We start from the raw sequence: 25,940 nt of genomic DNA on the forward strand, positions 1-25,940 counted from the left end.
GGGCGGTGGAGCGCAGCGGCGCCGCCTCGCGTAGCCCTTGCCGTACCGAGCAGACCGGTGCAGCTTCCGGGTTCTGCTCGCCGTGGCCAGGCCGGAACGTCACCGCCTTTGCTGCAGCTGCCGCGTTGGCTTGCTGCTCCCGAGGATCAGGAGGGGCACGCGCGCGCCAGGTTCAAGGCGCGGGACCGGCCAAGAGGATCAGACGGCCGCAGGCCATCGTTGCTGTCTCCTTGCGGAACCAGGCCCTCAGCTGGGTGACCCTGGCGGCTGAGCCGGACAGCGTGAGCCACAACCGTCCCAATGACACTGCCGATCACCTGTCCATCGCCTCCAGATTGCCGTCGCCCCAGGCGATCTGCTCGTCTTCTGGCGGCATGGCCCACACCACCACGTTGAGCGCCAGGTAGAGGATCTGGCGGCGGATCTGACGCTTGCCGGTCTCGATCCAGTCGATGGTGTGCATGGTCGCCTCGGGCTGTGACGCTCTGAGTGTTCCCTGGTTTACGGGCCTGCGGCACCAGCCGCCGCAGGCCGCCCGGGGCCCTATGCCGCCTCGCCCGGCTCATGCCGGTTCTCCAGCTCGGCATCGATCTCGTTGATGCGGGCAAGCACCTGATTGAGCACAGGCAGGAGCTCCTCTTCCAGCAGGGTGATCTCTTCTTCGCCATAGGGAACATCAATCCAGGCGCGAGGGATGGGCCGATCGCGATAGGAGCGCAGCATCCCCATCAGCCGAACCCGGAAGGCATCGGCAAGAGCGACCGGATCTCCAGCGGAGAAGGAGTGAGAGGTGAGGACCATGGCGGGGCCAGGCGACGGACGCGGATCAGGCCGCAGCGCAGGCATGGGCCGGCGTAGCCGGCTCGCGTAGCCCTTGCCCGCGGCGGACACTGCGCCACCCCGGCGCCAGCTGAACGGGCGCCGAGTGCAGCAGCGCGACGACCTTGATCAGTGCTAGTACATGCGTATGCATCCCGTGCTCTGATGGTCTCCCGCTTGCCGCCCCGTTCTCGGACTTCCGGCGATCAGCAGGAGGAGATCGAGGAGTGGCCCTATCTGGATGAAGGGGTCCTGTTGCCCACCCGCAGCCGCAAAGTGTGCATGACCTGCCATTGGTTCCGCCACCAAGCCGGTGTGAACTGCATCCCGCTGCTCACCTGCCAACTGCACCAGGGCCTGCTGGCTCAGGGAGAGCACCTCACTCACCGCTGCCAGGGTTGGACCGACGACATGACGCGCCAGCGGGGCTGGTGCCCGGAGGTGGCATGAGCAACCGACGAACGGTGGTGGGCGTGATGGGCGCCGGAGAGGGCGCCTCCGCTGAGGCTGTGGCCCTGGCCGAGGAGCTGGGGGAGTGCATCAGCGCCCGGGGTTGGGTGCTGCTTACCGGTGGCCGACCCGCGGAGGTGATGGCAGCGGCAAGCCGCGGCGCGGCGCGAGTGGAGGGGCACCTGGTGGTGGGGGTGCTGCCCGATGAAGGGAACGGTGACGACAGGCTGAGCACCGCGGAACTGGATCTGGCCCTGTTCACCGGCATGGGCAAGGCCCGCAACGTGATCAACGTGCTCAGCGCTGATGTGGTGGTGGTCTGCGGAGGCGGCGGCCCCGGCACGGCCTCAGAAGCCGCCCATGCGCTCAGCGTCAGGCGTGAACCGATCAGTAGTGCTCTGGGACAACAATGAAGTAGAGGTAATCTTCCGGGGACGGCGCTATACGGGCAACTGGAGCGTGGATGACGATGGCGATGTGCGCCTCAGCCTCCCTGGTAGAACCTTTGCCTTCAAGCCTCTGGTCTGAGTCATCCCCCCAGCAAGCGCCGCTGACACAACCGGAAAAATTTGCTGGTAGCTTCCTCCATTGTGCATTGATGTAGGCGTCACCGCAGTAACGACTTCGAACTGTTGACAGAAAGATCGATACGCTTCCCCGAGCACCGGCCACCAGCGCCCAACGAATTACCTTTTCGATGCGCAATCGGCGGAGTACCCAAGGGAAGCGGTAGATGACGACGAGGAAAACCGTCCTTCACCGTTCTGATGAACGTCCAGCAGGATCACGGGGCTGAGCAGGATGGGAAGGATCAGCAGAACAACGGCAGGGTGTTCTTGATCCTTCGCCGAGACAGCTCCCATCCTTGTGTACGGATGGAGTGCGAGTTGGGCCCACTCAGGATACGTGGGTGAGCCGGCTGAGCCGACTTTAGACCCTCCTGCAAAAGTTCTGCCTCTTCTGCAGTGGAGCGGATGTCTTGCAAGTGCTGATCCGACTTGCTCATAGCCCCGCCTGCTGATTGTCGAACTGGGGGAATCCGCAGACTGCGGCAGCGGCGCGATAGTGCGGATCGAAACGATCCCAGCGGAAACTGCGTGGGTCATAGCGGCTGTGGCTGCGGTCCACGGCGGCATGGGTAGTGACCCGGGTCATTGGGATCCCAAAGCCAGCCTGCCAAAGCAGCACCTGTCCGGCGAGGGATTTGTACTGAGCTTCAGTATAGCCGGAATGACCGTCTCGATCATCACGACCGTCCGATGGAGAAACTAGGCTGACATGGAGGGCAATGTTGTTGATGGATCCAACGCTCGAGGGCTTGGTGCGCTGCGTGGCATCGCCGAAGGCCGACATCCCGGAGCCGTATGCCCGCTTCTCATCAGGAACAATGCGCAGCCTGCTGCCGTCACGGTCGATGAGGAGGTGATAACTGGCCTGCTGATCATCTTCAGGGTGGTTAGTCTGGAAGAAAGCAACTGTCTGTGGCCCGCTGATTACCGTCTCATGGAGCACGATGAGCTGGGGGATGGAATTCAAGGGGCGCCCCCAACCATCCCGCTTCTCCCGTTTACCGAAGTTGCTCGGATGGGCGAGCGCCGCCTGCTCGAGTGGCAAGGCCAGGCTCTTAGCACAACTGGTCCGCGCTTGTTTCCCAACTGGTTGCAGACCTGAATCTGCCAACTCAATCAAAACGGGTAGACCCTGATTTCCTCCATTTTTAGCGCTGATTGACGGAGCCTTGGAATCCTTCTGGTCAAACGGTTGTGTGTTCCCGGATTGGTTCCGGATGTCTTTTGACTGCCAGGGAAAACGGAGCGGCAGTGATGAGCAGCCGCTCAGCGCGAGCAGACCACAGAGAGTAAACCAAAGGGGCATTGGGTTCATCTACTGCTTGCGGTAGTCCCAGATCTTCCAGCGGCCGCCCTCTTCCCTGAGGGTGTATAGCCAGTTATTAGTGTTCGAAGACGCTTTATTCCCGTTCGGCGAATGGAGGATGGAAGCCTCAGTCACCGATACGACGATCGACGGCATAGAGGGTGAAGGCAGGAAGCTGATGACTTCGTTCACCTTGATAGTTGTGTATGAGTAATAGCTATTGTTATTTTTAAGCCACTGAATCGAGCCATCCGTTTTCGTGATATCAGTCCAGAGAGGGCCGGCCGCCACCACCTGATCGGCAAGATCGGCGTTGAAAGGAGGGGCGAAGATCTGAGACTTCACAGTCAGCCACTGCTCCACGATTGCCCTGGCCTCAAGCTGATTGAGGCCTGACTGTTGTCCTGACTCGACGTCTGACTGGACGTCTGACTGCTGGTCTGACTGCTGGCCAGCCGGTGGTTTGGCGCTCGGCAGGGGCTTGATCGTGGTGCTGCGATCTGACAGCTGCTCCTGACTGGGGGTCTGCTGCGATTGGGCCATCCGGGGAGTCGGACGCTGGAGCAGGATCACCACGACTCCTAGGGCAATGAGTCCGACCGGGAAGCAGATCAGCAAAACCAGAAGGGCCTGCTGATTGGTGAAACCGCGACTGGATTCTTTCAAGAGTCCTGCTCCGCAGACGGAGCGACCTGGCCACTGAGGGACAGCAGCTGCTGATAGCCAGCTGCCACCATGCAAAAGCCAACGGGGACACTGACAAAGCCTCCGACCAGGCAGGCGAGGTACCCGAGCACCACCACACCGAAGACGGCCAGCAGGAACAGGGTCACGTCAAACCAATGGGGCGTCACCAGTCGGCGGCTGCTGTTGAGGGCATCCACAAAGGACTGGGGGCGGTCCACCAAGGCCATACCTGCAAAGACGTAGGACACCGCCAGATAAACCCCAGGGACCATGAATGCCAGCAGGCCTAACACAATAGCCAGACTTCCAAAGAGATGCAGGCCGATCAAGTTTGGGACCTCGGCCACCTTGGTGAATAGTTCCGTGAAGGCCAGTGTACGACCACGCACCGACTGGAGGCCCCCATCCAGAAGTGCGATCGAAAAAACAAGACCTAAAATAGCTTGAAGTAGCGCGATACCGAACAGCAGAACGGAGATGCCCATGAGGGAATCCGGGTTGTTGGTGCCAGCGGAGATCAGGCCATATTGAAGCCCCTGGAGAAGGCCGAGCACAACGGCCGCCAGCACAGTGAAGCCGACCAGCGTGCCAGCGTTGCGGTTGAATCCATTCCATCCATCACGAAAGGCTCGGCCCGCCTCAAAGGCGTGAGGGGAAGCAGACATGGACGAGGTTTCAACCGCTTCAGACTTTAATCCGAAGCGACAGAAGATATCCAGAGCTACGGGACCTTCGGAATGCGTGGCTGCGCTGACTGCACAGAGCGCAGGCTTCCTGATGCAGAAAATGCATCGGGAAGCCGCGCATGCAGCCTGGGACTGAGGTCATGCCGGGGCCGTTGAGGACCTGCTCAGGGACTGCATCCTCAACCTGCCGAGAGGGAAGAGCATCGCTGCACCACGTCTGTTCTTCTATCAAGGGAAGGCTTTTTCAAGAGCCTGCCCGAATTCATGAATGGACGCTCCCGCCTGCTGCCCTGGCGATCACCCCGTTTACCTCAGGGCTGATTCAAAGTGTGTCACAGCTGCTCTGGCCTGAGCTGCCGGCATGGGCTTTGGTCGGTGGTATCGCCTCCTCCCTGTGCCCGAAACCGCCTCTGCCGCAACCGATCTTGACCTGATCAGTTACCTGCAGGCGATACCGGATGCCCGCATGCGGCGTGGGGTCCGCATTCCGGCTTGGTATCTGCTGCTGGTGGCGGTGCTCGGGATCCTGAGCGGTTGCCAGAGCCTGCGGGATCTGGAGCGGTTTGCTCGCCGTCATCACGCCGCGCTCACCAAGTCGCTTGGGCTTGAACTGCGGCGGCCCCCATCGGATTCGGCTTTCCGCTACTTCTTCCTGCAGGTGGATGTGGAGGCACTCTGCGCGGCGATCCGTGACTGGACGATCGCCCAGATCCTAGGTGGTGCAGTGGATCTAGATCAGCTTGTGTGTGTAGCCCTTGGCTTCCGCGAAGCGGTTGGCAAAACGCTGCGTGGCTCGATTGAGCCCACGCCTGGTGGCGGCTCGGCGTTCATTGCCCAGGTGACGCTGTACTCGGCCGCCTTGGGAGTGGCCATCAGCCAGGCCTGCTATGCCACCGGTGAGAACCACGAGCGGGCGGTGCTCCGGCAACTGCTCGGCGAGCTTGACCTGAACGGTGTGCTGATCCAGGCCGACGCGCTCCACACCCAGAAGCCGTTTTTCAGCAGCTCAAGGAGCAGGGGGCCGACTTCCTCCTGACCGTCAAGGGGAACCAAGAGACCCTGCATCGCCAGATCCGATGCCAGTTCCAGGGGAAACGCCACATCCCTGTTGAGGCAAGTGTTTTCGAGGAGGGTCATGGTCGTGCCATCACCTGGACGCTCCGCGCCAGACAGGCACCGGAGCACATCCGCCAGGCCTGGAGCGGCACCAGCTGGATCGTGGAAGTGATCGCCGTCGGCATTCGCGACGGCAAGATCTTCCAGGCCACCCATCTGTTTCTCACCAGCCTGCGAACCACCCCAGAAGCGCTGCTGCAACTGGTGCGCGACCGCTGGAGCATTGAGGGCTGGCACTGGATCACAGGCACCCAGCTCCACGAGGACGCCCATCGCTACCGGGGCAACGGGGCCGGAGCGATGGCGACTCTGCGGACGGCAGCCCTCAACCTGCTCCGACTGGCTGGGTATCAGTCAATCCGAGCAGGGATGCAGGCCGTAACTCACGACATCACGGCGCTACTGGCGATGGCGACGAGAAAGCCAGAAACAAGCTCGAGTTAAGACTTTGAATCAGCCCTGCCGTATATCTGGAGACCTTGCTGGGTGATCAGGTGGCGGCCCGCTATGGCGATTTCGGCGCCCTTTCAGTACTCGCCCACGAATTTGGCCGCGCCTACCTCAGTAACATGGATCGACATCCCCAGGGGAAAGAGGGGTAACTGGAAGCTGATCGCTTTGCTGGCGGCGTCGCTCGCTACGTGCTGCAGAAAGGGCTGCTGGAGCCGGGTGATCTCGACGAGGCGCGTGCCACCTTCGCAGCAGTTGGCGACCACGAGATGTACCACCATGATCACCATGGCACGCCCGTAGAACATCGTCAGTCCTTCCAGGAGGGCTATCTGCAGGGATTCCGGCGATCCGGTGAGTATGCCGCCAACCAACCCCAGTCTCCGGCTCAGTCCTCAGCTGCACCCCAGCAGCCCAGCACACAGAAACAACCGCTCAAACCTGCAGCACCCTCCTCATTTTTGCCGGTGCTCGGTCTTGGCCTGGGGGCACTGCTCGTATTGGTGATCGGTGGCATGTTCACTTTGGTGAACCGGGCCAAAGGAGATGACATCTGACGGCATCTCCTATGCCGAGTAAAGTTGCGAGTCCTGCCCGCACATCCCAGTTGCACTGCTCTCGATCCCGTCAACGACCCGGGGAGTTCATGGCAGCGGCAGTGGCTGTGTTGATTACCGGTTGCAGCAGGGCACAGCTTCCGGCCTGTGTGACCGGCAACCCAGCACCGACTCCAGCCCAGCACAAGCAGTGGGATGCCCTGCCCGCTGCCGCCAGCCTTGATCTCGCTATCGACGGCAGCGGATCGATGCTGGGGCTGACAGGATCGGCGCAGGCCGCCAGCGCCTGGAAGGGACTGATCAAGGGCGTGACCCTGGCGGCGGCGGCCAACGGACTCCCTGTGCAGGCCCAAAGGGCTGGTGGTGGTGAGAGCAAACCCTTTAGCGATGCGCTGGAGGCGGCGGATCCCTGCTTCTTCGAAGGATGCGGAGCGTTCAGGCCGGTGAGCTCGAGCCTGGAAGCGCTCTGGAACGCCCCAGGGCTGAGCAAGGGGAAAGCACCACTAAGGATCGCGATCAGCGACCTAGAGGTCAACGACGGTGACATTGCCAAACTTGTGGCATCGATCAGACCCCACGCGGATCAAGGCGCCGTGATCGGAGTGCTAGCGGTTCGGTTGCCCTTCAACGGTATGGTTTACGACAGCCAGGGCGCTGTGATTCACACCGGCGAAGCGAAACGGCCGGTGTATCTTCTCGCCACAGGGCCCCGCACCCAGCTGCACGGCTTGCTCACGGATGTGAAGACCAAAGCGGCCCTGGCGGGCGTGGCCACCGATGCCATGCAGCTCACCTTCCTTGATGAGCAGGCGAATGCGCCGACCCTCACGGCGAACAGCGTGTCTGGCACCCCCGCGGATGCGATCAGCGGCGGACTGCCGGTCCGCCTGGCCGGCACGACCTACAGCCCGGCGGGTGAAGACCACTATCAATTCGCCAAGCTGTACCCCAAGGCCGAAGGCGTCACCCTAAGCAGCAGCAGAAGCCTCCCATCAGGACAAGAGAAACCCGATCTCGCTCTTGTGCGTCTTGAAGCGATTGCCCTGCCAGGAGGCAGTTCTGGGCTGAATGGTCTGAGCGTGAAAGGCTTTCAGATGAACGACCAGGAACTGAGCGTAACGATTCGGATTCCCGACACTTCACCATCCAAAGCTGTGCGTGCCTTTGTGCCTCGCGGGCAATTGCCGGAAGCCTGGTGGCTGAGCTGGAACCGGTGGAGTCCTGCGGAGGAGAGGGCCCACGATCAAACCGATGGGCTGTTGCTTATGTTGACTAGCCTGAGCAAGCTTATGGTGGCCCCGGGAGCGACTCCCGCAGCATCGTTGTGTCTGGCTTTCAGCCAATGAAATAACAACAGAATTATGCGAAATCTGCAATGGGTCCTGCTCGCGGCCTGCGTGGCTGTAGGCGTGATTTGGATCTTTCTCGGCCAGAACTGGATTTTTCTTAATCTCTTCCCTGGGTTGTTGGTGGGCCCCGGCCTGAAGCTGGATGACTATCTCCAGACCGGTAGCAGCCCGGCCTTTATCGTTTTCTGGGCCGGATGCATCACCGCCCTGCTGATCTGGATCGGGGTTACCTGGTCGTCACGGCCCAGTAGCTCGGCCCAGACCCGTCAGATGCAGCCGATGTGGTGGCTCGCCGCCGTTCTACTGACCGTGTTCGGCTGGCTCTGCCTCGGCTGGTTCACGATCTTCCAGTGGCAGGTCTCGGGCACCAGCCCGATCGAGGGCGCCGCCAACAATTTCTATCCCGTTCCCGCCGGCGGCTGGATTCTGCTGATGGGATTCGTCCTGCTGGACGTGATCCTCCTCTTCTGGCTGCCCACCTTGCTCGCCTCACCACGCACCTTCCGCCTAGTAGTGCCAGGCGCCGTCACCCTGCTCGGGAGCCGTTGAGATGAAACAGATTTTCGCGATCGGCGTCGGAGGTACCGGCGCAAAATGCATCGAAGCCCTGATTCACCTTCATGCCTGCGGCCTGCTCGCCGATCAAGACGGCAATCCCGTCCGGCTCGGTGCGTTTTTGGTGGAGCCGGACCAGCAGAGCGCTCTTCTTGTGCGTGCTCAGACCGCGATCAACCGGTACGGGGCGATGCGGCGAGCCGTAGGTCGGAACAGCGACCGCTTCGCCCGCGCGGAACTGAGGGACTACGGCCAGTGGAGTCCGCTGACCACTTCCACGGGAGCAATCAGCCTCGATCAGGTTTTCCCCAAGGCTGTGCTGCGCACCCAGGCCCCAGGGGTGGCCGCTTTGTTCGACTGCCTTTTCCCGCCGGAAGAGCAGAGCGCCGACCTGGAGGTGGGCTTCCGCGGGCGCCCGCCGATCGGCTCGGCCGTTATGAGCCGCATCAGCCTCGATAAAGAGGCCCAAGTTGGCCAGTGGCAGCAGATGCTCAGCGACATTCAGACAGCGGCAGGCAGTGAAGATCCCCCTGTGATCCACCTCTTCGGCAGCGTGTTCGGTGGCACCGGAGCCTCCGGTGTCCCAACATTGGGCCAGCTTCTCAAGAACTGGCTGAAGCGTCAGGGGCTCACCAGCATTCAGGTGCAGGCCTCGCTGCTGCTGCCCTACTTCGATTTCGAGGGTATGGCCGATGAAGACACCGGCGTGCATGCCGAGTCGCGCAACTTCCAGCTCAACACCGACGCCGCCCTGCAATACCTGCGCACCAGTGGCAGGGCCTGCTTTGACCGCGTATATCTGGTAGGAAGTGACATCAAGGCCCGCTATGGCTTCAGCATCGGCGGCACCTCCCAGTCGAACGCTGCCCATCTGGTGGAGTTACTTGCCGCCCTGGGTGTTCGTCATCCCGGCGGCTCCAGTGGTGGTTACGCCTATGTGCTGAGTCGCTCGGAGCAGCAGAGCGTGGGCTGGGAGGACCTGCCCGATGATGAAGAGGTTGGTGAGGGGCTGGCGCGCGGGGCCCGCTTCGCGGTGGCTTGGCGTAACAACATCAGCCGTGAGATCAACGACGCCCAGAAGGTGCCGATGCGCACGTTCGTGAGCGGCGCCCCTTGGGCGCGACGCTTCTTCCATCCGGCCGGAGCCATTGCAAGCAGAGGTGGGCGACCCGGCATTCGCGACAAGGAGCAGCTGACTGTTCAGAGCGCCATCGATCAGTACTGCGACACCCTGCTGCAGTGGCTGAATCAGATCACCAGCAACCTCGGCAGCGGTTTCCGACAGGAGCTGATGACTGCACACCTGCTGGCCCCCAGCGACCGCTTTGAGAACAATCTCAGCCGGGTGGTGCAGGGCAAGGCGCGACCGAGACGGGCGGAATCGGCCGACACAGTGGAGGCCATCAAGGTGCGCATGGACGCACTCAGCTCGGAGGAGATCCCACACCGCGGCATGGCAGGCCTGGCGGATTGCCTCTGGACCCAGGTGGTCTGAATCCTGACGACATCGACCGACCCTCCACGACGACAGCCATGACCTCATCCCAATCGCAAGACATCGTTCAGATCCCCTGGTTTCCCAAGACAGACCCACCGCTGGCTGGCGGAGCCCAGGCTGGAGAGTGGCAGGGCCGCGATCAGCAGAGCCTGGGCACGATCGCCAAGAGCCTGGTTTACGAGGTGTCGACCACCCGGGTGAATTCGCTCCCATCCCCCTGGTCACGGGCGCTTCAGTTCGAGCAGGCAGTCCTGAATTCGCGCTACCCCACCCGCGACTCGCTGCTCGTGGAGCTGTTCGGTGGCATGGCCTGCCTAGGCCTCTGGGAGATGTTCGGTCTACGCATGGATGCGCAGCGTGTGGCGCTGCTAGAGCATGCGGATCTGCAGGACGATGTGGTGGGCTCCTTTTCCCGCAGCCTGGCCAGCTCCCTCCCCGATGGCAGCACGGCACTGTCACGGCATCCCGATGGTCGCAATCCCTGGGAAGTCGTCTACGTCTTCACGCTGCAGGGATCGGTGGTGGGCTTCAGCTCACCCAGCACACTCTTCTGCCCAGCCGTGCATCTGCCCCAACCGATTCAGGGTATGGGCTGGACTGGAAAGGGACGCTTCAGCAGTCCGGTGGAGTTCCTGGGGGCTCCCCAGCGCCAGGCCCTGGCCGACTGGTTTAGCCACGTTAAAAACGGGATGCTGAATGCGCAAGACCTCCAGAGCCAGACCACGGCAGGGCAGATGGCAGAGGTGCTTGATCTCTTTATCAGCCGGCTCAATGGCGGTCGCCTCAATACGCCGACCCTCTCCGACAGCGGTCGGGTGGCCAACCTGCCCGCCAACCCAGTGGCACTGGCCCTGCTCTCACGGCCGGCCAAGGGTGGCGTCAGCGCCGGCCAGGCCACCCTCGATCTGGGTGACCGGCTCAAGGTCCCCCTGGCTGACACCCCCACCAGCCAGCCAGTGGTGCTGGTGGATCCCGACATGCCGAACAAGCTCGGCATCAGTGCGGCCGATATCTGCCTCCACAAATCCGCCACGCTTGAGTCAATTGGCTTCGATCCGCAGCAGCTTGAGCGGCAGTACGGACAGGAGATCTCCGTGCTCACGCCGGATCAGATCTTCCTCGACGAGCTCTACTTGGTGGCCGGTGAACAGGCCCTGATGCACTCCTGGCTGCCGAGTCGACTGGACGGTATACCGCAGGTGAACGGCAAGGCGGTGACACCCCTGCTGCCGCTGCGGCCGGAGATCCGACGCCTGTTCAGTAGCCGCGAACTGCAAGAGCGCTGCCAGCTGCGGGTGATGCAGTCAAGCGTGAGGAGCGAACTGGAGATCCGCCTCACGCTGCCCCTTCAGGGCCAGCGTGATGGCTACACGATTTCCCGCACCTATCCGCTCAAGGAGCAGAACCTGGTGGCGGAGGATCTACCGGTGATCACGCTCTGGCCGTATGTGAGCGATGAGCGCTGGAGTCTCTACTACCTATTCTGCGAAGACAGTCCGACGGCGCTGACCGTGGATGGTTTCGCCGACTACGACCGCAAGCTCGGGCGGGATGGCCAACAGGTGGTTAAGTACTTCACGAGCCGTCACTTCCCGGATCTTGTGCGGCTGAGCGAGCGCGGGCAGGACCGGGGCTTGCTGCCTGTGACGCCACCAGCCACCAGCTCCGACATGGGTACCCAGTGGAGGGTAGGAATTGACTTCGGCACCTCTTTCAGCAATTTCTTCATCGATGAGGGCAGTGGACCCCAGCGACGCCATCTCGACACCCGGATGATCTCGCTCACCCTGTCGCAAAAGGAGGAACGTCAGCGCCTGCTTAATCAGTACTTCGTGCCTGAGGAGATGCTGCCCAATGCCGAGAACGGCGGCAATCCCCCCACAGCAACGGCGATCAGCCTGCGCGGGTGGCAGGAGGTGCTCGGTCAGGTGCCCGAGCTCTTCCACGAGGCCCGCCTGCGGGTGCCCAGCCCTGGCGAGTTCGGCGGGGCCGAGCTGCGTACCGGCTTCAAGTGGGAGCAGATGCAGTACCAAAAGCCGTTCCTCAAGGAGCTGGCTCTCCTGATCAGCGCCAACGCAGCAGCCAACGGTGCCCGGGAGCTGCAATGGTCGGTGTCATACCCGAGCGCTTTTTCTCCCAATGAATTGGCCCGTTACCGGCGTGTGTGGGTGGAACTGTGTGCCGATCTCAACGATCTGACCGGCCTGAGCCATGCGCTCGACAACAAAGCCGGTGGCGGCGGTCTGAAGACGGAAGCCGTGGCCTTTGCTAGTTATTTCGGCAACTTCCAGAACCGTCAGATGGTGCACACCTCCTGCCTGGACGTGGGCGGTGGCACGACAGACATCTCGCTCTGGCAGGACAACCGGCTTATCCACCAGGTGTCGGTTCCCTTCGCAGGACGCCACATCAGCTCGCAGCTGCTGCGCCGCAAGCCTTCGTTCCTCAAGTCACTTTTCCCGCCCAGCCTGACAAACGACATCAGCGACGATGAAGCAAGGGCCCGGCAGGACCGGAACTTCACCAGCCGACTTGACAACATCATGCGTTATGGCTCCGACGAACTGCTCGCCGGACGACTCGACATGCTTGTCAACCAGAAGTCATCACTGCAGCAACCGCTGCAGCAGTTCCTGAGCCTGCTGGCGGTGAGCTTCGGCGGCATCTATCACTACCTCGGCCAGGTGCAAAAGGTGCTGCGCGAGGAGGGAAAGCTCAGCCGCAGGACCCCCACCCCGGTGTACCTGGGTGGCAACGGCGGCAGGCTGATCAACTGGACCGATGCCAGCTCCAGCTTTCAGAAGGGCGGCGATCCGGATCGCCTGTTGGAGATGCTGCAGATCAAGGCCTCCGGTTGCGAAGCGGGCAACGCCTCCACCACCCTCTCGGATGCCTACAAGGATGAAACAGCCTGCGGCCTGATCAGCTCCGGCGTGAATCTGACCGGCGATTTCGACCCGCGGGATGACGTGATGATCTGCGGTGCACGGCTGGTGGTGAATGACCTCAGCTTCAATGCCGGTGACCGTGTGAAGTTGCCGCACACGATGTCGCGGATCGAGCGCTACGAGCTGTCCGATCTTGACGCCCTGCGTGCCTTTGTGGATCACTACGACGCCATTATCGCCGAACTGCGGATCCGCAGCCTGCTGCCGATCCGTCAGCTCTGCGACCTCGAAACTCTTTGGGGCGAAGTGGAGACGGAAGTGCGCTCCCTGTGCCTGGCGAAGGTGGGCCAAGAAGCGAGCGATCTTGAACCCGAGCCCGGGTTCATTCTGGGCCTGCGGGCTCTCACCAACACCCTGGGCCGGATCTGGGCCGAGCGATTCTGAAAGCACCCGCCATGAGAACAGCCAACCTGAATGCACTCCAGCCGCTGCTGCTCAGCCTTGCGCTGATGGCAGCCACGCCCCTGGCCCCTCTCAGGGCCATGGATGATCGTTCAGCCGGTAAGTACAGAGCGGCAGTTCCTCTGGAGAATCTCGATGGGGCACCGGAGAAGAATCAAACAGCTAAACCCCTTCCGAACGCTGATTCGACGTCAAAGGATGCTCGGATGGTTGAGCTTGAGAGCAAGGTCACCGAGCTTGAAGGACGTTTGAAAGCCAACGATGAACCGAGCCTCCTCGGCATCGCCTGGCCGCTCTGGCTAGCCGGCGGCAGCAGCCTGATTGCCCTAATGCTTGCGATCATGGCCTTCGACCGCGTGACGAAGCAGCGCGAAGGGCTGCTGGAACTGAGCCGCAGAAGCCAGAACCTGCTGACGCGGATCGGTGGCGTGGAAGTGCAGATGGAGCAGGAGCGCGTAGTCAACCGGAGCCAGGTGATGGCCGCACCGGCCCCAAAACCGACACCGGCTGAACCTCAGCCATCCCAGACCATCGGGTGGCCTGTCCCAGCCCCACCCCCAGCCCCAGCTCCACCCCCAGCCCCACCCTCAGGCCCGGCACCGGTCAGTAAGACGGGCCTGATCAACAGCCTGAATGTGGGCGATCGCCAGCCACTGCGCGAAGCCTCCACTGCGGAGCTGAACATTACCAGCGAGTCGGAAAATGCTCTGGCGATGGGCCGTGCGATCGCAACGGAACTGGAGGAGGTGCCCGGAGGCGGAAGCTACTGGCTGGTGTCACTCCAAGGGCAGCACTGGCTGTTCCCCACGGATCGCACCCTCAAGGGCTTCGCTGCAGCACAACCGGCCAAGGGGCTGTTCCACTACGAGCAGCAGACCATTGCCCAACCCCAGCTGATTGAACCGGCACTTCTGGCAAACTCCGGAAAACGCTGGAGGGTGGAGACCATGGGCAAGATCGCCACGCCCTGAACTTCACCCCGTGCTGCACCTCCCAGTGATATCAGGCAAGCAACGCAGCAGCTGTGGTTACTGTAAGCAGGGCTTCACTAACCAGCAGGCCCTGCTGCTGCTAATCATCATGTTCCCTCTCGGGGTGATTGTGCTGGGTCTGGGGGCAATCGTGTTGCAGAGGCCACCAACCGCTACCAATCAACCCCAAGCGACCGACCAGCCTGCCACGACCAAGAGCGAAATTGCTCCCGCTCCAATGGCAGTGGAAAACAATGAATCAGCTTTATTCTCTGCTACCGACCAAGCGATCTCAACGGTGAACGACTGGATCACAGCCAGGTCAGATGGTGATGAAGTGATGGCTCGTCGTCTGATGGCAGTTGGTGCTGAATCCCTCCACAGCCCGGAATTCTTTGATCAGTTTGTCCGTGTGACGGTCTCTGACTTACAGACCAGCGGAACCAGCGGTTCCTACGTGAACCTCAATGGGATCATGACCTTCGTCTACAGAGATGGCACGACGCAACGAGAAACCCGCAGCTTCACCGTCAGAACTGAACCTATGGGACAGGCTCAGGTGACTAATACAGAATTCATAAGTGTGATCAAAAGTCGCTCCTGAAGTTCTGGTGATCGACGCTCAGCCGGAAAGCTTTTGCTCCAGCAGGCGGATACGCTGCTCCAGGCCGCGCTGAAGGGGATCGGAGTGAACGCCGATCGCACCCTTCTCCTTGAGGTACCAGCGACGGCCATGCTCCACCACCGTAGCCATGCCGAGCCTGAGCAGCTCCAGCTCGGCAGGTAATGGCGATTCCACCTCAAGCTCAAAGAAACGCCCCAGACTCTCCACTTGCGTCTGCCGCTGCAGCATTCCTGGGCGAGGAAGCAGCACCCAGTCACCATCTTGGGTTTCGATGATCCAGGTGGTTCCCTGGGCGAACACCTCCAGCTCCACCTCGGGGATGGAGCCGCTGAGAGTGCGCCCACTCACGCTGCAGGCGCGGGCGAACGGCTGCAACAGAGCCGGCGTGTTGCGGTAGACGTCAAGCAACGCATCGAACGGCAGGTTGAGGGCCGGGATCAGCAGATCCTGCTGATCAGCACGCACGGGGAGCTCGGGTGCGCGCCGGTTGCCATCAGCCGCGATCAGCTCCTGATCACGCAGATTTTGGAGTTCGACCTCGAGCTTTTCAATCCGTTCTGCCAGATCACCAACATCCCCAAAAACTCTTTCAAAAGTGCGTTTGTTGCCTTCTGTAGCTTCAACAAATCGATCGCTGAGCTGGCGAACACTCTTCAACAAAAACTTGATTGAGTCAATAAGCTTATCAGCGTCCATGGCTAACCCTCTTCGATGAGATCTTCAGTACGACTGACGGACTTCTCGGCCTGGCGAAGCAACTGATCGAGCTCATCGTCATCAGCCGAGTTGACCAAAGCAACTTTGACCTGAGGCGCCCGCGAGGTCGGAATCGACTGCGATGGCGGGATCGGTGTTGCCGCCTCGGAACCGGAAAAACCAAGGCGCTGATTAGCCTGCTTCACAGCGTCAGGCAGGAGAAGCAGATCCAGAAGCTGGGCCACGCCGCATAAACCGAAGGTAAACAGCAGGACAATCCCAAGACCAACCTGCCCGAGATACATCCGCTGCACACCGCAGATGCCAACGAGAGAAAGGCACCAAAGCGCATATCCTAGCGCTAGTTCCTTTTTTTCCTTTATGGGAGCCAATGTGTAGGTTGGTCAAAACCCGCCAGAATTTTAGCATTAAAAGCAAGCATTGAGTTCGATGCGGCTGGCCCCAGGAGTTTGATTGACCTGGGTTGGCGCTGGCTTGTCATTCCCTGCCTGGCACGACTTCTCAGATCCAGTAACATCATCCGCATCACCATCATCAAGCATCCCAAGGAACCGGTTATCCACGGCATCCCTAAAAAAACACCGGCGAGAGTGTGGATGATGGAAATCAAATGGATTAGCACGAGAATAGACATAGGAAAATGTCTACACTTGCACATTAAAAAGATGTCGAGAGAGAAGAGGATTGAAGTGAGCGTAATTCTCTACATTTAGAGTCATTTTTTCTCCCAGGCCGTCGAGTTCCTTAAGCAGGCTCTGGCTAAGATTGTCTCGGCATCATAGAACGACCTGCTTATAGATTGATCCTTGCCTCCACTTTGAATAAGATTCTTCGCAGACGGATAAAGCAGCAGATTGCCATTTAACATATAAGGCTGGACTTAGAGCCTCTTTAATCTTGGTCTGAGACTTATCTAGTCTTGCTTTAGTGCAGTATTGTATTTCCAATGTATTCTCTCCAGGACATCTGATCTGGTTTTCCATTATGATGCCGTCTGCAGTATATCCTGAGTTGGCCACCCGGGAAGAGCAGCTTACGGAAAATGCTGAAACTAACAGGATTAGGACATGTTGGCATCGGAGCATAATGGATGCTACACGGCAAAAGGCCGAGTATTGCAAGTGGTAGACTGTGTTAATTCTACCTATGCACCACCGCAGCCATGTTGACTGCCCAGAAGTGTCCAACTCTCGCCAATTCTATTATTTTTAGCCGTATAGCCTCTACCTCTCTTGTCTCCTGGTCGTGCATGAGAGCAATCAGGGATGTATATATTGTAACCTGGTCGCCCCCCGGGTTCAGGAAAGATGTCACCCCTCTCATTCGTACACCCGGGGGCTTGATGGAGATTGGCAATGCGTCGATGCAGCAAGGCAGTCAAGGCTAATGTGCGCAAGAGGATGAGTCCGCCACATCGGGAAGTCCGGCAGAGCAGAGGAGTGTCAGGCTGTACCCATGGGTGAATCACGGATTGGAGCGCTAGGGAGCGTAAGAGACGTTCATGTAAGAGGCGTTCATATCCCCCTCACCGATCGGGCGCAGGCTGCCGCTGGGAAGACCCTGGAATTCGAGCTTCCAGCGGTCACGGGCCGTACCCACCAGCCTCAACCGTCTGGGATCAAGTCTTGTGCCGGGCTGGAACTCAATCACCAGCCGGGTGGTTTTGGGATCTGGTTTGCCGATGCGCACCTCCCGAACGATGCCGTTGCCGCGGATGCTGCGGGTGCGGCTGGGGGCCCCAGGCAGATCAACCCACACCATGGGACCGGTGTTGCCCTGGCCTGGCTCGAAGAAGGCCTGCAGGGAAATCGGTGGGGCACTGATCGATAGGGCACTGGCCCCGGACACACGGATCTGCTCTCCTTCCACCAGGCGAGCCGCTAACACCCAGGGGTTGAGCCGCACCAGGTCCTGGATGCTGACCTTGTAACGCTGGGCGAGCTTCACCAGATTGTCGCCAAATCGCACCACACCAAAGGTCTCCAGTGGAGGGAGGTTTCTGTTGGGAGCTAAGGGGGAGGTGCGCAGTTCCAGGACCCCATCGCTGCTGATGCGCCAGGCCGCCAGGGTCGTGGCAGGCTGTGCCCTGGCGGCCAGCAGCGGGTCGGCTTGATGCACTCCGCCGATGAGAGTAGATGCCTGAGCAGTAGATGGGACGACACCAGCGCCGGTTGAATACTGCCTGTAATAAGTAATAGGTACCGCTTGGTTTGTGCCAGAAGCAACTGCCTTCCCACTGCTTTCAGTTATCTGATCTGCCTTTTCTGCCTTACCGTGAATGCCCACCAACTGCCCCTGAGCATTGAGCACAGCGCCACCACTCATTCCAGGCAGGGTTGGGTTGGAATACAGCAGTTGATACCCATCAGGTATCGCAACCGTGGCGTTAGCAATCACATCTCCTTTTAGAAAGCGCAACAAACGCGTCGGAACTGCTGAGCTTGGCAGTGGAAAGCCTCCTACAAAAATCGGGCTGCCCATTGAGACACTTCTCACATCCCCAACTTCTGCTACTTGATAGGAGTTTGAGCTGGAAAAAGTCAGAGCTGCCATATCCACTTCTCCCAGTCGCTTGATGCTGCCCTGCTCCAGCTGATGCCGCTTCCCATCGGGCGTATAGATATCAAGCTCTTCGCCTGGGCGTTGCCCGCCAACTACGTGCCAGGCGGTGAGCACCGTGTAGCGGTTTCCGTCGCGCCTCACCAGCACACCAGAGCCTTGAGTGGCACCTTCTATTCGCACCGTGACAGCTTGAGCGACCTTGGCGGCTGCTTCTGCGCTTTGTGCCTGAGCAGGTGCCTGGCTGAGCAGAGGCAGGCAGATCCATAGAGCAGCACCAAATGGCACCTGTTGAGACGCAGGCATCAACAGCAGTGCAGATCCAAATGATGCCAACTTCTTTCTGTTGCCAGATGGATTTGCTGTCACTTCTTTGATCTTGCTTGCTACACTTTACTATTTGACCTGCCATCGATTGCCTCAGGCTTAGGCGAATTGCATTTCGCCCCAACCAAGACGCTCAGCTGTGCAACCATCGGAGGCTGAACAGCCTTGAGAGCGCTCTGGATCGTTGGCCATGCAATCCCCAGCGAGACAAGCTCCAACTTATCGTTTAACTGCTCATTCACAGCTTCGTCTTGCTGATCCTTCCATTGGCCAGGCCAGAGAGGATTGGCATGGGCACCATTGATACCGATCAGTTTACCGCCAGCAAATACCCCGCCCCCGCTCATCCCCTTTTCCACAGCTGCGGTATAAGCCAGCTCGAACCCGCCCTGCAGTGGCTTCGCCAGAAGGGGAACCAAGAGACCCGCTCGCTCGGTGTAAGTCGGACCATCAGGGCTCGTCTTCAGCGGCGTTGGATAGCCGGTTGCGGTCACTAAAGGGAGTGACGCAGCATCCACGGGCTTTTGGGCCATAACGGCCACCATCAACGAATCCTTGCTGCGGCGCGGCAACCAGAGCAAGGCCAGATCCACCTCGCTGCGGCGCTCCGCCGGGGTAGCAGAAATCACCACGGCGGTCGTGCCCCGGTGATCGGCTGTCACCACGCAGACCGCCTTCTGTTCCAGCACCACATGTCGGTTGGTCACTACCCAGTAGCCACCCGGCGCAGTGCCGGCCAGCACCCCAGAGCCCAACTGTGTGCCCGTTGTATCGCGGACCAGCACAGTGACCGACTGCCTCTGGATCTGCGCACTGATCACAGCAGATGGCTGCCCGAGAGCGGTTGGGCGAGCCGGTGGTTGTTCTGCAGCGAGGGTGGAGCCGACAGCCCACACGAACAGGCTGCCGGTCAGAGCGCTTGCAAGGCTCCTCAAAATAGGCGGTTCTGCGGCAGGACGGAAGCTGGGCTTGCCATGTTGGTGGCGTTGGCCTGGGCAGTGCTCAACAGCTCATCAAGGCTCACGTAGAGCCGGCCATTGGTCTCGTTGAGCGGGCCACGGGCCTTGACGCGGATCTCCAGCAGATTCTTCAAGGTGGAGGTAGCGGCCTGTCCAGGCTTGAGGGTGTAAAGCAGCCCGTCACAGGCACCGCCCTTGCTGGGAGCGGTACAGATCACCGGTAGGCCATTCATCCGCCCAGTGGTGATGAAGGCCAGACGGCCTTGCTTGAGATAGGTGTCAAAGCGGGCGGACACCTCCTGGCAGCGGAGCTGCTGGTTCCACCCTGCGTCGTTGAATACGCTGCTGGTCCAGCGGATCACGGGGACCTGGCGGCCATCGGCGGTCACCACGTTGGTGGAGGGAGCGCCGGCGGCGGTACCGCACACGAAGTTGCGAGCGGACACCCCGGCTTCCGCAGCCTGATGGGTCAGACAGATGCTGGAGATAAAGCCTAAAGCGGTAAAGCCAGCGAGGGTGACATTCTTGTTCATGGCTATGGGACTAAGGGTTTTGTCTCTGGAGCATAGAGCCAGCTGAAGTATTCACGGCTTCCCAGCAGATCAGAACAGTGGCTCATCCCTGAACGATGCTGAGTTCCCGGAAGCACTGGGCGTTTGTCTTTGGGGTGTCGGTTTGGGTGTGGGTTGGGATGTGGCGGCCCGTCGCTGTGCCGGCTCGGTGGCAGGTGTGCTCAAGCTGGATGGTTCCGGAGCTGAACCAGGCTCCACTGGCTCAGGCTCTGCCGCTTGAGGGGGCGTTGCGGAACGCTCCAGCTCCAGCTGCCTTTTTCGCAGGCGCACGGCCTCGGCGGCTGAAAAGCTGCTCGGGGGTATCCCATCCAGTGCCTGCCCTGCAGTCTCAAGCTCGCCTAGGCGCTCCCCTCCATTAAGCGACTCGGCGGCATCCAGCGCCTGAATCGCACGGTCCAGCCGTGACAGGCCTGCTTCTTCTTCCGTGAGGATTGATCGCGCCTTCTTGGCTGTGAACTGCAGCTGCTCCCGGTTCTGCTTTTGCTCCGGGGTGAGGATGTCGCCCGTGAGCTTGAGCAGCTCGTGCTCCAGCTGGTCGGTGGCCTGGCGGTATTCCTCAATCCCCTGGGCGCGACGCAGATCCTGTTCAGCCTGGTTGGCGGCTTGGAGGGCTTTCTCCGTGGCAGACGCGCCCTGCTGGGTGGAACACAGGCCGAGTGGACCACAGAGCTGCGGGCTTCTGACCGCGATGACAGCACTCGCTGCCATGACGGCTGTTGCCGCTACAAGGCCAGCCAGGGCCAGCAAACGGTGACCCGGCGGGGTAGGTGCTCCGCTTCGATGGGCTTGAGGCTCAGGGATCGGCTGCTGGGCTGACGCGTGTCGGGGTTCTTCGAGAGGAGGGACGGCGGCAGTTGTCTCGGTCCGCTCTTCTTTGATCCCTGCCAATGTTTGGTACGTGTCTGAGACCCTGGGAAGGTCGAGGAAGCCGGAGAGGATCTCACCAAGGGCCTCGATCACCTGAAGAGAGAAGGTGGCCTGCATGGTCTGCAGGAGAGCCTGACGATCAAGGGACCCGTCACCATTCCCCGCCTTTGTGGCAAGCCTGCGGAACGCTGGCCTGGTGACGAGATCCTTCAAGGGAAGGACCAGCTCTCCATTGCCTTCAGCGATGTCAGCCGCGACAGCTTGAAGCGTCGAGGCTGGCGGCAATTGATCGGCCTGCTGGCGGACATAGGCCGCAAGTCGACCGCCGATCGCTCTGTACTGGCTACACTGCTCGGGTGTCACGCGTTACCTTTTGCCCAACGACATATTTGGCACTCCAAGGTAGGCCGGGCGTAAGGGCGTCGATCAGAAAGCGCAGCACGGCAGAATATCTAGGCTGGTCTGGATATAAGTAACCACCAGATTCACGCAGTGGTGTATGCCATCACTCACAACCACCTCACAACTCCCAGACAAGCTCCATAGGTTTTCGTTATGAAGGATTGGAGGCGGTAGCCGTGGCAGGCGGGACCTTCCTGAGAATACGCCTCTGTTTCCACAATCACGCCCTACAGTAGCTCGCCATCGGGTTGGCTTTTCACCAGCAGGTTGCCGATTAGCCGAGGGGCGACCTGCTCTGCGGGGCCGGCGAAGAAGGATTGGGGGAGAGCTGGGGGTCGCCGTTGGCTATTGGAGTGGCTTAGGGAAGACTGCAGATTGCCTAGAGAAATGAAAATTATCTGGGCATATACAACTCAGGGGCATCACCCTTGCAAATGTAGTCAAGGCTGACATTATTCAACTGAGCCCCCGTGGCGCGCAGCTCACATAGTTCGCGAAATCTTCCAAGTTTTGGCAATGTAAAGTTGAGCGTATCTGAAACGAAAAGCATGGCCTTGGGGTCCGCTCTGTATGCGCCCAAGGAGAAATTAGCCGCATCCGAAAGCCTCCCCTGCAGCCAGGCACTATGAGCATTCATAATTTCACATACGGCTTTTGAGTTTACATAATTAGCGATATTCGGCTTGGTGCTAGGCGTGATTGAGCCCCTGTTAAGCCCCATCTTGATGGAAACACCCCAATCACTAGCCCCACCCAACCCTCCATTGTGATGACCTATAAGTAGTCCGTCTCCCGTGAGAATCGGGCCCCCGCTCATGCCACTTCTGGTATCCTGATTTGGGTCTGCAATAAATTTATGCGATGATTCGTAGTGGGCCTGAAAGCTCAATTTTTCAGCCTTTTCGCCTTGCATACTTGAAATCTTGTAAAGAAGCCCTCCGTCATTCACCTGAGCATCACAGTCCGTGTATCCAATAATTTTGGCAGTTGAGTTTTTTATTCGCTCAGGCGAATTAAGTGGAAAGCCAGATATGTATACGACTTCTGCTGGACTGATTGCCCTTGCAATAGATGCTACCGTGTAATTTGCAAGCGAAATGAAAGCCAGAAGGGCAGTATCACTTTGGCCGATTCTCCTTATACTAAATTTCTCCAGCTGATGCCGCTGGCCATCAAAAGTGTAAATATCCAATTCTTCGCCAGAGTTGTTGTAACTGACGACGTGCCAAGCGGTCAACACCGTGTATCGGTTGCCATCACGTTTCACCAAGACGCCTGAGCCAGGTGAGCCAGTTCCTTCAATCCGCACAGTGATCGCTCGAGCAACTTTCGCGACCGCCTCTGCGCTCTGCGACTCAGCTGGTGCCTGGGAGACCAGCAGCGACCCTGTAGTGACTACGGCGCCCAGAAGCAGTGGCGATGCGGCAGGCAGCAGCAGGGCGACGACCAGGGCAGACAGGTGACCCATCGTGGCTTCGTCACTGGCTACTCTGAGCCTATCTCGGGACCGCCACCGCAATCTGCAAGAAGCGAGCCAATGTCTACGAGACAGCCCGACGGGCAAATCCAACACGCTGGAGCCGAGGCATCCGCTGCTGGCATCAACCCGAAGAAGTGTGGATCAACAAGCCACCAGAGGAGCCCGATCCGATCCTGGCGCTACCCTTGATACAGGCCGCCTGAGTGGCAGCCTAGGTGTGACACCTTCCCTGAAAGTCACCGCCTGAGCATCCGAAGTGCGGCATCCGATAGGTGTTTCGGCGGGGTGAAGTCTGCGGTCTTACCGGTTGCATACTGAGGAGTGTTAAAGCCATACCCACATCTGACTTGAAAATAAGCCTCAGATTAGTCCGCAGGGGTACGCCAATCATCCCCAAGATCCTATTCTGCCTAATTCCAATGCTGAGTAAAAAATGGTTCCGGAGCAGTGCCATTCTGTAAAGTGTCACACAAACAGAGCAGGTAACTGGACTCCAGTGTATGATCGAATCTGGATATAGGCTCATGGAAAATTAAAAATAAGTAAAAATAGAGTATAAGCCAACAGCCAATTCATAAAATTATTCTTTGCTAAACAAAAACCATGATTAGAGCATTAATATTATTAGATTGCAAGCTTTATCTTCACCCTTATCTATACGACAAAAGATGGAATACGGAAGATGAAGCTTTAGAGGATCTTGCTCAAGTTGAAAAACTTGAGTTGTTCGGTGTTCTTCCAGCAGGGGGGCAGAAAGATGTCAGTCTTGTTTACAGATTTGTCGACGACGAAGACCCTGTCAACAACAACCTGGCACAACTGCCACCAGCCAACCATACAATCTGGTGGGTTGATCCAAGAATAAATAAATAAATGGTAGGGAGCAGGTCACGTCCCCTCAATCCCGCCTGAATGCCAGCAATGCCGGAGGCATCCGGCTTGGATAGGGCGTCAGTGATCGCGTGAAAGTCTTGCCAGGATTGGAAGGTTGGGGCGCATCGGTTTGGACGTTTCGCGCAAGGTGGCCTGGCTAAAATGCGGTGCGGTCGCAGCCAACCCCGAAGGACGTGGGCATATCGCCATCACCAACAAGGCGGCGATGCGTTAAGTCGGGCCGGAGCTCCCCTTGGAGTGATGTCGCCTTGGCCGTGGCTATGGAAGTCGATACTACCACTTTTCTTTATAAAGCTCTGTGTACTTTTGGTAAGTGACCTCGTTGTCGAGGCCGCTCACCGCAACGGCAGAAACCCCTATAGACTTGTCACAATCAATTTCTGCGACCACAGGTGCGTCGGGAAGTGACCCACTTACAGAGCCGCCCATCGACTGGTTGTTGTAGTATTGTATTGAAAGATTCAGTGTAAAGCCGTTTCTTTGCAGCGCGGTCTTGGCGCCTTCAAGACATTGCTTGGCACTGCCGCCATAAGTAAAGCTTGATATGTAAAGAAAAGGGCGAGAGTGTGCTACGTCGAATGTCCAGAGCGGTATCGCAAATATTGCAAACGGAAGAATGCGTAGTGGTGACATGAGTTGACCGCTTTACTCGATAATAAATTATAGGCGTCTATTCCCAGCCTGTCAACAGAAAGTTCGTGCCTAAGGAACCCCTGATAAACCCGCTAAAATCAATCCAGATCCAAGACTGAGACTGGAACGGATGGCTGCCTCCCTCCAGCTGGGCTTCACGGACTACGAGCAGATCTACGCCAAAGAAGAGGACGCGTCGCCAGCGCTTCTTGGATGAGATGGAGGCCGCGCTGGTCCTGGGCGCGGAGCTTCTCGAGCTCCTTCTGCTCGGCCATCGTCAGCACCGGCTTGGCGTTGGCATCGGTGGCTGCCTGCCGCCAACGGCTCACCTGCTCAGGAAACAGCCCCCCGTTCACGGCAGTAGGCACTGAGCTCGGTGCCGTTCAGCCCTGCCGCCTCCAGCACCACCGTGAACTTGACGGCAGCGCTCCAGCCCTCTGGTTCCTTCTCGGATGACGGCACGAACTCTCCCTGCAACCGCCACGTCTTCCTCCATTTGTAGAAGGTGATCACGTTGTTGCCCAGCTCTTCGGAGATCCGGGCCACGCTATGCCGGTGCGGCGGGCTCATTCGCCTTCTCACATCAGCCTTGATGGCCTCGCTGTATCCGCGCATTGGTCATGTCCTCAAGCCCCCGGGTGTACTGATGAGAGGGGTGACATCTCCCTAAGAAACACCCACGGCCTACAGGGATCTCGCCCAGTCATCCGGTTGGGACCAGCTGGTAACCAAGCGCTTTTGCACGCCGCTCCAGCCCTCGCACGTGTCGTTCTTGTGATGCCTTCTGGTAAGCAGATGCTCCCGGCTCCTGAAAAGCCATGCCATATCTCAGCCGGGAATCACGCCGCCGTCAAGGGCATAGCCGTAGCGATGTTCGCTCCGAGCTGTCCCGACCCCTGAATGGGTATGTGCAGCCAGCGTAGACTCATCGATGCGGACCATGGTGGAGGGCAAACATCTAACATGTCACTCACTCAACGTGACCAGATATTGTCGCACCTTTTTCCTGATGGATGACCTTATCAACCTCTCGAAAGTCGTCATCCTGCTGTTGATGATAGCGGTGGCCTTCGTGGCGATCAACCTTTCGGGCCGGCTCGTGCGTTTGACCACGCCACTGGCAAACAAGTTGGCTCAGCTCCACCAGGACGACTCGGATGAACCAGAACTTGGTGATCGCCTCGAGCGCATCAAGAACCGCTACATCGCGCTGCTGTCCCACGTCGATCAGGTCGAAACGTCCGAATTCAGTGCCGGCGAGATCGAGACCATCTCCCTGCCCTTCTTCATTCGTCAGATCACAGCCGCGTCGGCACAGAGCTGGCTGCGGCAGGCCCCTGGCATCCTGATCTCCCTGGGCCTTCTGGGCACCTTTGCCGGCCTGACAGTCGGCCTGAGCGAGATCGCTGGAGCCCTAGGAGTTTGCTGAAAAACCCGCCCACCCTGCGAAAATGGGGCAACCGCACAGCCGTGATGCGAGGTCAGCAGGAGCGCAGCGGCTCACTGTTCTCCTACGTCTCGATCGAGGAGCGGATCCCGGCC

General features: G+C 59.4%; 28 protein-coding genes and 2 pseudogenes. 12 read left to right on the forward strand and 18 right to left on the reverse strand.

Annotated elements, in window-relative coordinates:
- Nucleotides 1-313 precede the first annotated feature (313 nt).
- Nucleotides 314-463 carry a hypothetical protein gene (locus KBY77_RS10585; protein WP_255104109.1) on the reverse strand — a complete coding sequence of 50 codons (150 nt, stop codon included), beginning with the start codon at nucleotides 461-463 and terminating at the stop codon, nucleotides 314-316.
- A gap of 80 nt (nucleotides 464-543) precedes the next feature.
- Complete coding sequence (locus KBY77_RS10590) at nucleotides 544-801, reverse strand: hypothetical protein (RefSeq protein ID WP_255104111.1); 258 nt, start codon at nucleotides 799-801, stop codon at nucleotides 544-546.
- A 195-nt stretch (nucleotides 802-996) separates the two neighbouring features.
- Here KBY77_RS10590 and KBY77_RS10595 point away from each other — a divergent pair, with 195 nt between their 5' ends.
- Together KBY77_RS10595 and KBY77_RS10600 are read left to right on the forward strand one after the other, a co-directional pair.
- Complete coding sequence (locus tag KBY77_RS10595) at nucleotides 997-1,269, forward strand: galactose oxidase (protein ID WP_255104113.1); 273 nt, start codon at nucleotides 997-999, stop codon at nucleotides 1,267-1,269.
- Entirely contained in the window at nucleotides 1,266-1,682 is a 417-nt protein-coding gene (locus KBY77_RS10600; RefSeq protein WP_255104114.1) for a hypothetical protein, read from the forward strand. The genes KBY77_RS10595 and KBY77_RS10600 overlap by 4 nt, the downstream gene beginning before the upstream one ends.
- A 589-nt stretch (nucleotides 1,683-2,271) precedes the next feature.
- Here KBY77_RS10600 and KBY77_RS10605 read toward each other — a convergent pair.
- Genes KBY77_RS10605 through KBY77_RS10615 form a run of 3 tightly spaced genes read right to left on the reverse strand, consistent with a single transcriptional unit; the run spans nucleotide 2,272 to nucleotide 4,400 of the window.
- Nucleotides 2,272-3,144 (reverse strand): N-acetylmuramoyl-L-alanine amidase, encoded by an 873-nt coding sequence (locus KBY77_RS10605; RefSeq protein WP_255104116.1) that lies wholly within the window; start codon nucleotides 3,142-3,144, stop codon nucleotides 2,272-2,274.
- Between the two features lie 9 nt (nucleotides 3,145-3,153).
- The gene (locus KBY77_RS10610) at nucleotides 3,154-3,810 is read right to left on the reverse strand and encodes an ARC6/PARC6 family protein (protein WP_255104118.1); all 657 of its coding nucleotides are present in this window, start codon (nucleotides 3,808-3,810) and stop codon (nucleotides 3,154-3,156) included.
- The gene (locus tag KBY77_RS10615) at nucleotides 3,807-4,400 is read right to left on the reverse strand and encodes a hypothetical protein (RefSeq protein ID WP_255104127.1); all 594 of its coding nucleotides are present in this window, start codon (nucleotides 4,398-4,400) and stop codon (nucleotides 3,807-3,809) included. The genes KBY77_RS10610 and KBY77_RS10615 overlap by 4 nt, the downstream gene beginning before the upstream one ends.
- A 478-nt stretch (nucleotides 4,401-4,878) precedes the next feature.
- On the opposite strand from KBY77_RS10615, the gene KBY77_RS10620 reads away from it, so the two are divergent.
- A complete protein-coding gene (locus KBY77_RS10620) occupies nucleotides 4,879-5,553 on the forward strand; it encodes a transposase family protein (protein WP_255104129.1) in 675 nt (224 codons plus the stop codon).
- Complete coding sequence (locus tag KBY77_RS10625; protein ID WP_255104195.1) at nucleotides 5,550-6,077, forward strand: ISAs1 family transposase; 528 nt, start codon at nucleotides 5,550-5,552, stop codon at nucleotides 6,075-6,077. The genes KBY77_RS10620 and KBY77_RS10625 overlap by 4 nt, the downstream gene beginning before the upstream one ends.
- An 83-nt stretch (nucleotides 6,078-6,160) precedes the next feature.
- Here the strand turns inward: KBY77_RS10625 and KBY77_RS10630 are convergent, their stop codons facing one another.
- Entirely contained in the window at nucleotides 6,161-6,457 is a 297-nt protein-coding gene (locus tag KBY77_RS10630) for a hypothetical protein (RefSeq protein ID WP_255104131.1), read from the reverse strand.
- A gap of 332 nt (nucleotides 6,458-6,789) precedes the next feature.
- Here KBY77_RS10630 and KBY77_RS10635 point away from each other — a divergent pair, with 332 nt between their 5' ends.
- The 6 genes from KBY77_RS10635 (at nucleotide 6,790) to KBY77_RS10665 (ending at nucleotide 14,967) form a co-directional block, all read left to right on the forward strand.
- Nucleotides 6,790-7,986, forward strand: a complete 1,197-nt coding sequence (locus tag KBY77_RS10635) for a hypothetical protein (RefSeq protein ID WP_255104133.1) — start codon at nucleotides 6,790-6,792, stop codon at nucleotides 7,984-7,986.
- A gap of 15 nt (nucleotides 7,987-8,001) precedes the next feature.
- Complete coding sequence (locus KBY77_RS10640; RefSeq protein ID WP_255104135.1) at nucleotides 8,002-8,538, forward strand: hypothetical protein; 537 nt, start codon at nucleotides 8,002-8,004, stop codon at nucleotides 8,536-8,538.
- Between the two features lies 1 nt (nucleotide 8,539).
- Nucleotides 8,540-10,039 carry a hypothetical protein gene (locus KBY77_RS10645; protein WP_255104137.1) on the forward strand — a complete coding sequence of 500 codons (1,500 nt, stop codon included), beginning with the start codon at nucleotides 8,540-8,542 and terminating at the stop codon, nucleotides 10,037-10,039.
- A 38-nt stretch (nucleotides 10,040-10,077) separates the two neighbouring features.
- Nucleotides 10,078-13,374, forward strand: a complete 3,297-nt coding sequence (locus KBY77_RS10650; protein ID WP_255104147.1) for a cell division protein FtsA — start codon at nucleotides 10,078-10,080, stop codon at nucleotides 13,372-13,374.
- Nucleotides 13,375-13,598: 224 nt separating this feature from the next.
- Entirely contained in the window at nucleotides 13,599-14,363 is a 765-nt protein-coding gene (locus KBY77_RS16520) for a hypothetical protein (protein ID WP_261352131.1), read from the forward strand.
- A 10-nt stretch (nucleotides 14,364-14,373) separates the two neighbouring features.
- On the forward strand, nucleotides 14,374-14,967 hold the full coding sequence (locus tag KBY77_RS10665; protein WP_255104151.1) for a hypothetical protein: 594 nt from the start codon (nucleotides 14,374-14,376) through the stop codon (nucleotides 14,965-14,967).
- 18 nt (nucleotides 14,968-14,985) lie between these two features.
- Here KBY77_RS10665 and KBY77_RS10670 read toward each other — a convergent pair whose 3' ends face one another.
- The 9 genes and pseudogenes from KBY77_RS10670 to KBY77_RS10710 form a co-directional block, all read right to left on the reverse strand.
- Nucleotides 14,986-15,453, reverse strand: a complete 468-nt coding sequence (locus KBY77_RS10670; RefSeq protein ID WP_255104154.1) for a hypothetical protein — start codon at nucleotides 15,451-15,453, stop codon at nucleotides 14,986-14,988.
- A 233-nt stretch (nucleotides 15,454-15,686) separates the two neighbouring features.
- Nucleotides 15,687-16,076, reverse strand: coding sequence for a TM2 domain-containing protein (locus tag KBY77_RS10675; RefSeq protein ID WP_255104156.1), 390 nt, complete (start codon nucleotides 16,074-16,076; stop codon nucleotides 15,687-15,689).
- Nucleotides 16,077-17,184: 1,108 nt separating this feature from the next.
- Entirely contained in the window at nucleotides 17,185-17,823 is a 639-nt protein-coding gene (locus KBY77_RS16630; protein ID WP_255104198.1) for a LysM peptidoglycan-binding domain-containing protein, read from the reverse strand.
- 171 nt (nucleotides 17,824-17,994) lie between these two features.
- A pseudogene (locus tag KBY77_RS16635) lies at nucleotides 17,995-18,570 on the reverse strand (serine protease); the annotation flags it as partial.
- Nucleotides 18,571-18,650: 80 nt separating this feature from the next.
- A complete protein-coding gene (locus tag KBY77_RS10690) occupies nucleotides 18,651-19,334 on the reverse strand; it encodes a serine protease (protein WP_255104158.1) in 684 nt (227 codons plus the stop codon).
- A gap of 188 nt (nucleotides 19,335-19,522) precedes the next feature.
- Nucleotides 19,523-19,996 (reverse strand): COP23 domain-containing protein, encoded by a 474-nt coding sequence (locus tag KBY77_RS10695; RefSeq protein WP_255104160.1) that lies wholly within the window; start codon nucleotides 19,994-19,996, stop codon nucleotides 19,523-19,525.
- Between the two features lie 156 nt (nucleotides 19,997-20,152).
- Complete coding sequence (locus KBY77_RS10700; protein ID WP_255104162.1) at nucleotides 20,153-20,830, reverse strand: hypothetical protein; 678 nt, start codon at nucleotides 20,828-20,830, stop codon at nucleotides 20,153-20,155.
- Between the two features lie 636 nt (nucleotides 20,831-21,466).
- Nucleotides 21,467-21,765, reverse strand: a pseudogene (locus tag KBY77_RS10705) (DNA-3-methyladenine glycosylase); the annotation flags it as partial.
- 20 nt (nucleotides 21,766-21,785) lie between these two features.
- A complete protein-coding gene (locus KBY77_RS10710; protein WP_255104164.1) occupies nucleotides 21,786-22,859 on the reverse strand; it encodes a serine protease in 1,074 nt (357 codons plus the stop codon).
- Nucleotides 22,860-23,474: 615 nt separating this feature from the next.
- Here KBY77_RS10710 and KBY77_RS10715 point away from each other — a divergent pair.
- On the forward strand, nucleotides 23,475-23,744 hold the full coding sequence (locus KBY77_RS10715; RefSeq protein WP_255104166.1) for a hypothetical protein: 270 nt from the start codon (nucleotides 23,475-23,477) through the stop codon (nucleotides 23,742-23,744).
- A gap of 294 nt (nucleotides 23,745-24,038) precedes the next feature.
- Here the strand turns inward: KBY77_RS10715 and KBY77_RS10720 are convergent, their stop codons facing one another.
- The 3 genes from KBY77_RS10720 to KBY77_RS10730 form a co-directional block, all read right to left on the reverse strand.
- Complete coding sequence (locus KBY77_RS10720) at nucleotides 24,039-24,398, reverse strand: hypothetical protein (RefSeq protein ID WP_255104177.1); 360 nt, start codon at nucleotides 24,396-24,398, stop codon at nucleotides 24,039-24,041.
- 155 nt (nucleotides 24,399-24,553) lie between these two features.
- Nucleotides 24,554-24,727: a hypothetical protein gene (locus KBY77_RS10725; RefSeq protein ID WP_255104179.1), complete on the reverse strand. Its 174-nt coding sequence runs from the start codon at nucleotides 24,725-24,727 to the stop codon at nucleotides 24,554-24,556.
- A gap of 4 nt (nucleotides 24,728-24,731) precedes the next feature.
- On the reverse strand, nucleotides 24,732-24,944 hold the full coding sequence (locus tag KBY77_RS10730; protein WP_255104182.1) for a hypothetical protein: 213 nt from the start codon (nucleotides 24,942-24,944) through the stop codon (nucleotides 24,732-24,734).
- A 394-nt stretch (nucleotides 24,945-25,338) separates the two neighbouring features.
- On the opposite strand from KBY77_RS10730, the gene KBY77_RS10735 reads away from it, so the two are divergent.
- Nucleotides 25,339-25,827, forward strand: coding sequence for a hypothetical protein (locus KBY77_RS10735; protein ID WP_255104184.1), 489 nt, complete (start codon nucleotides 25,339-25,341; stop codon nucleotides 25,825-25,827).
- Nucleotides 25,828-25,940: the final 113 nt, after the last annotated feature.

The organism is Synechococcus sp. Cruz-7E5, assembly GCF_024345995.1.
Taxonomy (GTDB): domain Bacteria; phylum Cyanobacteriota; class Cyanobacteriia; order PCC-6307; family Cyanobiaceae; genus Regnicoccus_A.